A 7,538-nucleotide genomic window follows, 5' to 3' on the forward strand; every position below is an offset into this window, starting at 1 on the left:
CACCGGGCTTTTTTTCAGGGCCGCAGAGCCGCTTTTCGCCGGGTGACGGCTGCGCCTTACCCGGCCTACGGTTTAAGCAGCTGTATTTTTGGCCGCGCTCTTTTTCTTTTTGAACGGCTTCTTCGCCCCGCCACCGGGCGCAACCATCCCTCTGAAGCGCTTCACCGGCGTGCTGCGCGCCTGGTCAATCAGCTGATAAAGCGTGCCCACCAGCGGCTGCATAAAGTCCTGGTAACGACACTGCTTTTCGCTGATTTGCGTCAGCACCGACTCCCAGTGCGCCGTCATATCCGGCCTTGCGGCCAGCTCCGGCAGGGAGTGGATGAGCGCCCGGCCCGGCTCCGTTGAGTGGATATAGCGCCCTTTTTTCTCCAGGAAACCGCGCTTGAACAGCAATTCGATGATCCCCGCTCGGGTTGCCTCCGTGCCCAGACCGTCGGTGGCGCGGAGGATCTTCTTCAGATCTTTATCCTGCACAAAACGGGCGATCCCGGTCATCGCGGAAAGGAGCGTGGCGTCGGTGAAGTGGCGCGGCGGCTGGGTCTGACGTTCAACCACTTCGCCCTTCTCGCACAGCAACTCGTCACCTTTCGCCACCACCGGCAGCGGCGTGCCGTCGTTCTCCTCGTCGCGCTCTTTGTTGCCGAGCAGCGTGCGCCAGCCCGCTTCCGCGAGGAAACGCGCTTTCGCAATAAATTTGCCTTTGGCAATCTCCAGCTCGATCGTGCACTTGCGGAACACCGCGTCCGGGCAGAACTGCATCAGGTACTGACGCGCGATCAGGTTATAGACCTTTGCTTCGTTGTCGCTAAGGTTGACGCTGCTGGCGCGCGCCGTCGGGATAATCGCGTGGTGGGCATCGACTTTTTTATCGTCCCAGCAGCGGTTATGGGTATCCGGGTTCACCGCTGGCTGAGGCAGCAGATCCGGCGCATGAACGCCAATGGCGTTCATCACCGAATGGCGGCCAGCGAAGTGCTCTTCCGGCAGATAGCGGCTGTCCGAACGCGGATAGGTGATCAGCTTGTGGGTCTCGTAAAGCTTCTGGCAGATATCGAGCACGTTCTGCGCGCTCAGGCCAAACTTTTTCGCGGCCTCAATCTGCAATGCCGAAAGGGAAAACGGCAGCGGTGCAGGCTCTGATTCCCGTTTATCGTTATAGCTGGTGACGATTGCGGGCTGGCCGGTAATGCGGTTGACCACGTGCTCCGCCAGCGGACGATGCAGCAGCCGCCCCTCTTCGTCCTGATACGACTCACAGGCGTCGCTCGGCTGCCAGACGGCGGTAAAGCGCTCGTCTTTCGGCGTGACGATATGCGCTTTGACTTCAAAGAAATCCTTGGCGACGAAATTTTCGATCTCTTCGTCACGACGCACCACCAGCCCCAGCACCGGGGTTTGCACGCGGCCCACGGAGAGCACGCCCTGATAGCCCGCATTGCGTCCGAGGATGGTGTAGGCGCGGGTCATGTTGATCCCGTACAGCCAGTCCGCGCGGGCACGGGCCAGCGCGGAGACACACAGGGGGATAAATTCGCTGTTGGCGCGCAGGCGCGAAATCGCGCGCTCCACCGCCTGCGGGTTGAGATCGTTAATCAGACAGCGCTGTACCTGCTGACGCTTCTCCGGCGCCAGCTCCAGGTAGTCCAGCACTTCGTCTACCAGCAACTGCCCTTCCCTGTCCGGGTCACCCGCATGCACCACCTCCGTCGCCTCATGCAGGAAGCGCTTGATGACGTTAAGCTGTTTAGTGACGGAAGGACGAGGTTGCAGACGCCACTTTTCCGGCACGATCGGCAGATCGTTGAGATTCCAGCGGGCATAGCGGCTGTCGTAGACATCCGGCTGCGCCTGTTCAAGCAGGTGACCGATACACCATGTGACCACCTGCCCGTTACCGCATTCGATAAAGCCGTCGCCTTTGCGATGCGGCTTAGGCAGCACGTCGGCGATGGCACGGGCCAGGCTCGGCTTTTCGGCAATAAACAACCGCATCGAATTAACGGATCTCAATCATCGGGCGGCCACCGCGGGCGGTCACCAGCTCGCCAATGGCCGTCAGGGTGATGCCAAATTCGGCGGCCGTCGCCTGAACGTCAGCTTCCGCTTCCGGGGTCACCGCCAGCAGCAGGCCGCCGGAGGTTTGCGGATCGCACAGCAGGTTGCGCCACGCTTCCGGCATTTCGCCCATCAGGTGGCCGTAGCTGGCGAAGTTGCGCTGCGTCCCGCCCGGAACGGCGCCCTGAGCAATGTACTCTTCCACGCCCGGCAGCTTCGGCACGTCCTGATACCAGACCTGCGCCTGCACGCCCGCCCCCTGACACACTTCTGACAGGTGCCCCAGCAGACCAAAACCGGTCACGTCGGTCATTGCCTTCACGCCATCAATACTGGCGAAAGCCGCACCCGCGAGGTTCATCTGGCACATGACCTCCGTCGCAAGCCCGACGTGTTCAGGCTTAAGCAGCGATTTTTTCTCTGCGGTCGTCAGTACGCCAATGCCCAGTGGCTTGGTGAGGAACAGCTTGCAGCCCGCCTGCGCGGTGCTGTTGCGCTTCACGCGTTCGGTCGGCACCACGCCGGTGACGGCCAGGCCGAAGATCGGCTCCGGCGCATCAATGGAGTGGCCGCCAGCCAGCGCAATTCCCGCCTGCTGGCAGGCGAAGCGCCCGCCTTCGATCACGTCACGGGCAATCTCTGGCGCAAGGGTGTTGACGGGCCAGCCCAGAATGGCGATCGCCATAATCGGCTTGCCGCCCATCGCAAAGATATCGCTGATGGCGTTGGTGGCCGCAATGCGCCCGAAGTCGAACGGGTTGTCGACGATCGGCATAAAGAAATCAGTGGTGCTGATAATGCTGGTGCCGTTACCTAAGTCATAAACCGCTGCATCGTCACGCGTTTCGTTACCGACAAGCAGGTTCGGGTCGACAAACTTCGCCTGTTCACTGTGCAGAATGGTCTCCAGCACTTTCGGGGAAATTTTACAACCGCAACCGGCTCCGTGGCTGTACTGCGTTAAACGAATGGTTTGCTCGCTCATGGACGTCTCCTGTCATCTCAATCGCGCTATGGTAGCGCTCATTCCATAAAGAGGTAAGTATGACTGTCTGAATTCTGCGGCGGATGCTCAGAATCCAGACAGTTTAGCGCGTGTGGTTAAAAACGGCTGACGAAAGGCGTGGTGTCCGGCACGCTAATGGTGCTGGAGGCTTTAAGCTGAGGAGTGCCGAGGTAGAGGAAGCCGACAATCTTATCGTGTTCACCGCATGAGAAGCCTTCCCGCACGGCGGCGCTCCCGGTCAGCGGGCCGGTACGCCAGATGCCGTTAAAGCCCTGCGCGAGGGCGGCCATCTGCATTGCCATTACCGCGCAACCGGCGGACATCTCCTGCTCCCAGACCGGCACCTTATGGTCAGGCTGGCATTTTGCCACGACGGCAATAATCATCGGGGCGCGGAACGGCGCGTTGCGGGCTTTATCAATCCCCTTCTCATCCTGGCCTGCGGCAATAGCCCCCTGCTCCAGCAGCTGGCTGAAGCGGTCACGCCCTTCGCCTTCAATAATAAAGAAGTGCCACGGCTGCAATGTGCCGTGGTCCGGCGCACGCATTCCGGCACGCAGAATGTTTTCCAGCTGCTCGCCGACGGGTGCCGGTTCGGCCAGGCGGGAAGCGCTACGACGGTTAACAAGCAGTTCAAGTGCGTCCATTGGTTAACTCCTTTCGTGAAATTTACTCACAAAATTAACACGACAGCAGAATTTGTTACAGCGCGGCAGGCGATTCCTGCTGACAAGTGGCGGTTGGGTCATTACGATAACCGCACATTACCGTCCCGTGGCGACGGAAACAGTCCTTTTCTGGTTAGGGAGAATACATGCGAACCCTTTGGCGAATCTTTGCCGGTTTCTTTAAATGGACGTGGCGACTGCTCAACTTCGTCCGCAACCTGGTGATGAATATCTTCTTCATCTTCCTGGTCCTGGTCTGCGTGGGGATCTGGATGCATATCAGCAGCACCAGCCAGGCGCAGAATTCGACGCGCGGCGCGCTGCTGCTCGACATCACCGGGGTGATTGTCGATAAGCCGTCTACCAGCAACCGTCTGGGCGTGATTGGCCGCCAGCTTTTTGGCGCAACGTCAGACCGTCTTCAGGAAAACTCCCTGTTTGATATCGTTGACATCATCCGTCAGGCCAAAGACGACCGTAACATTACGGGTATCGTGCTGGACCTGAAAGATTTTGCCGGGGCCGATCAGCCGTCAATGCAGTACATCGGTAAAGCGCTGCGCGAATTCCGCGACAGCGGAAAGCCGGTCATTGCCGTTGGCGACAGCTACACCCAGGGGCAATATTATCTGGCGAGCTTTGCCAATAAAATCTGGCTTTCGCCGCAGGGCACGGTCGATCTTCATGGCTTCGCCACTAACGGTCTGTACTATAAAACGCTGCTCGACAAGCTGAAGGTCACCACCCACGTCTTCCGCGTCGGGACCTATAAATCCGCCGTGGAGCCGTTCATCCGCGATGATATGTCCCCTGCGGCCCGTGAAGCGGACAGCCGCTGGATTGGCGAGCTGTGGCAGAACTACCTCGGCACCATTGCCGCTAACCGTCAAATGACCGCTGAGCAGGTCTTCCCGGGCGCGCGCGGCGTGCTGGACGGACTGCGCAAGGTGGACGGCGATACGGCGAAATACGCGCTTGATAACAAACTGGTCGATCGGCTGGGCTCCAGCGCTGAAATTGAAAAAGCGCTGACCAAACAGTTCGGCTGGAGTAAAGAGGACAAAAACTACAGCGCCATCAGCATGTATGACTACGCCGCGAAAAAACCGGACGACAGCGGCGACAGCGTTGCCGTGGTGTTTGCCAACGGCGCCATTATGGACGGTGAGGAAACCCCGGGTAACGTCGGCGGTGATACCACCGCGTCGCAGATCCGCGATGCTCGCCTGGATCCGAAAGTGAAAGCCATTGTTCTGCGCGTCAACAGCCCAGGCGGCAGCGTCAGCGCCTCCGAGGTGATCCGCGCTGAGCTGGCCGCCGCGCGCGCCGCGGGCAAGCCGGTCGTCGTATCTATGGGCGGCATGGCGGCTTCCGGGGGTTACTGGATCTCCACGCCGGCTAACTACATCGTGGCGAACCCAAGCACGCTGACGGGTTCAATCGGCATCTTCGGGGTGATCAACACCGTAGAGAACAGCCTGGATTATCTCGGCGTTCATACCGACGGCGTTTCCACCTCGCCGCTGGCGGATGTGTCCGTGACGAAATCTCTGCCGCCTGAGGTGTCTGAGATGATGCAGCTCAGCATTGAGAGTGGCTATAAGCGTTTCATCACGCTGGTGGCGGATTCCCGTAAAAAGACGCCAGACCAGATTGACCAGATCGCGCAGGGCCACGTCTGGACCGGCCAGGATGCGAAGAGCAACGGTCTGGTAGACAGCCTGGGTGACTTCGATGACGCCGTGAAGAAAGCGGCGGAACTGGCGAAGCTGAAGCAGTGGCACGTGGACTATTATCAGGACGAACCGACGTTCTTCGATATGGTTATGGACAGCATGTCCGGCTCCGTCCGCGCCATGCTGCCGGAAGCGCTTCAGGCGTATCTGCCGGCGCCGGTAGCGACTGCGGCTAAAGCCATGAAAGCGGAGAGCGATAAGCTCGCGGCCTTCAACGATCCGCAAAGCCGTTACGCGTTTTGCCTGATGTGTGCGAACGTGCGTTAAAAACCGTCCCCTCTTCCCGTGAAGAGGGGATTTTTTCTTTTGAAGAACAAGAACTCACTACCATGCAGAAGAAATCAATTTATGTCGCCTATACCGGCGGTACCATCGGTATGCAGCGCTCGGAAAATGGCTATATCCCGGTTTCCGGTCACTTGCAGCGCCAGCTGGCGCTGATGCCTGAATTCCACCGTCCGGAAATGCCGGACTTCACCATCCACGAGTATGAGCCGCTGATGGACTCCTCCGACATGACGCCGGAAGACTGGCAGCATATCGCGGACGATATTAAAGCCCATTACGACCAGTATGACGGCTTCGTGATCCTGCACGGCACCGACACCATGGCGTTCACCGCCTCGGCGCTCTCCTTTATGCTGGAGAACCTGAGCAAGCCCGTCATCGTGACCGGCTCGCAGATCCCGCTGGCGGAACTGCGTTCGGACGGGCAGATCAACCTGCTTAACTCCCTGTACGTGGCCGCTAATTACCCGATCAACGAAGTGTCGCTGTTCTTCAACAACCGGCTGTACCGCGGGAACCGTACCACTAAAGCGCACGCCGATGGTTTTGACGCTTTTGCCTCGCCTAACCTGCAACCGCTGCTGGAAGCGGGGATCCACATCCGTCGTCTGGGCACGCCGCCTGCGCCAAACACCGCAGGCGAGCTGATTGTTCACCCGATTACCCCGCAGCCGATTGGCGTGGTGACGATTTATCCTGGCATCTCCGCCGACGTGGTGCGCAACTTCCTGCGCCAGCCGGTGAAGGCGCTGATCCTGCGCTCCTATGGTGTGGGTAACGCCCCGCAGAACGGTGAGTTCCTGAAAGAGCTTCAGGAGGCGAGCGATCGCGGGATTGTGGTGGTCAACCTCACCCAGTGCATGTCCGGCAAGGTCAACATGGGCGGCTACGCCACCGGTAATGCCCTGGCGCACGCGGGCGTGATCAGCGGATTCGATATGACCGTTGAGGCAACGCTGACTAAACTTCACTATTTACTGAGTCAGGATCTGGATATTGATTCCATTCGCCGCGCCATGATGCAAAACCTGCGCGGCGAACTGACGCCGGACGAATAAGGAGTTCCCATGAAGCAACGCGCCCTGTTACTGGTCGATTTGCAAAATGATTTCTGTGCGGGCGGCGCGCTGGCCGTCGCGGAAGGCGACAGCACCGTAGACGTCGCCAATTCGCTGATTGCGTGGTGTAAGGCTCGCGGTGAAGCGGTCGTGGCGAGTCAGGACTGGCATCCGGCAAACCACGGCAGCTTTGCCAGCCAGCACAACGTTGAGCCTTATAGCCAGGGCGAGCTGGACGGGCTGGCGCAAACCTTCTGGCCCGATCACTGCGTACAGCAGACGGAAGGCGCCGAGCTGCATCCGCTGCTGAACCAGAAGGCGATCGACGCCGTGTTTCACAAGGGCGAAAACCCGACAATCGACAGCTACAGCGCTTTTTTCGATAACGGCCACCGCCAGAAAACAGCGCTGGACGCGTGGTTACGCCAACATGAGATCACCGAGCTGATTGTGCTGGGTCTGGCAACGGACTACTGCGTGAAGTTTACGGTGCTGGACGCGCTCCAGTTGGGCTATACCGTGAATGTCATCACCGACGGGAGTCGTGGAGTGAATATTCAGCCGCAGGACAGCGCCCAGGCGTTTATGGATATGGCGGCGGAAGGCGCAACGCTGTATACGCTGGCCGACTGGCTGGAGACGCAGGCGTAAGCTTTTTTAGCCGGGTGGCGGCTTCGCCTTACCCGGCCTACTTTCTCTGGTTTTGTAGGCCGGGTAAGCGCAG

6 protein-coding genes are annotated in these 7,538 nt (G+C 59.4%); 3 read left to right on the forward strand and 3 right to left on the reverse strand.

All coding sequences use genetic code 11. The features are described from left to right. Positions 1–72: 72 nt before the first annotated feature. The 3 genes from E0L16_RS09950 to E0L16_RS09960 all read right to left on the reverse strand — a co-directional run bounded on the left by E0L16_RS09950 (position 73) and on the right by E0L16_RS09960 (position 3,711). Positions 73–1,995 carry a DNA topoisomerase III gene (locus tag E0L16_RS09950; protein ID WP_063866439.1) on the reverse strand — a complete coding sequence of 641 codons (1,923 nt, stop codon included), beginning with the start codon at positions 1,993–1,995 and terminating at the stop codon, positions 73–75. Positions 1,996–1,999: 4 nt separating this feature from the next. Beyond that, positions 2,000–3,043, reverse strand: coding sequence for a selenide, water dikinase SelD (gene selD, locus E0L16_RS09955; RefSeq protein ID WP_063866437.1), 1,044 nt, complete (start codon positions 3,041–3,043; stop codon positions 2,000–2,002). Positions 3,044–3,159: 116 nt separating this feature from the next. Then, a complete protein-coding gene (locus E0L16_RS09960) occupies positions 3,160–3,711 on the reverse strand; it encodes an NAD(P)H nitroreductase (protein WP_063866436.1) in 552 nt (183 codons plus the stop codon). A gap of 167 nt (positions 3,712–3,878) precedes the next feature. Here E0L16_RS09960 and sppA point away from each other — a divergent pair, with 167 nt between their 5' ends. The 3 genes from sppA (at position 3,879) to pncA (ending at position 7,465) form a co-directional block, all read left to right on the forward strand. Beyond that, positions 3,879–5,735: a signal peptide peptidase SppA gene (gene sppA, locus E0L16_RS09965; protein ID WP_131636836.1), complete on the forward strand. Its 1,857-nt coding sequence runs from the start codon at positions 3,879–3,881 to the stop codon at positions 5,733–5,735. Between the two features lie 62 nt (positions 5,736–5,797). Next, positions 5,798–6,814, forward strand: coding sequence for an asparaginase (gene ansA / locus E0L16_RS09970; RefSeq protein ID WP_032673734.1), 1,017 nt, complete (start codon positions 5,798–5,800; stop codon positions 6,812–6,814). 9 nt (positions 6,815–6,823) lie between these two features. Next, the gene (pncA, locus tag E0L16_RS09975) at positions 6,824–7,465 is read left to right on the forward strand and encodes a bifunctional nicotinamidase/pyrazinamidase (RefSeq protein WP_131636837.1); all 642 of its coding nucleotides are present in this window, start codon (positions 6,824–6,826) and stop codon (positions 7,463–7,465) included. Positions 7,466–7,538 lie beyond the last annotated feature (73 nt).

Origin of the sequence: Enterobacter quasihormaechei (genome assembly GCF_004331385.1) — a bacterium.
GTDB classification, from domain to species: Bacteria; Pseudomonadota; Gammaproteobacteria; order Enterobacterales; family Enterobacteriaceae; genus Enterobacter; species Enterobacter quasihormaechei.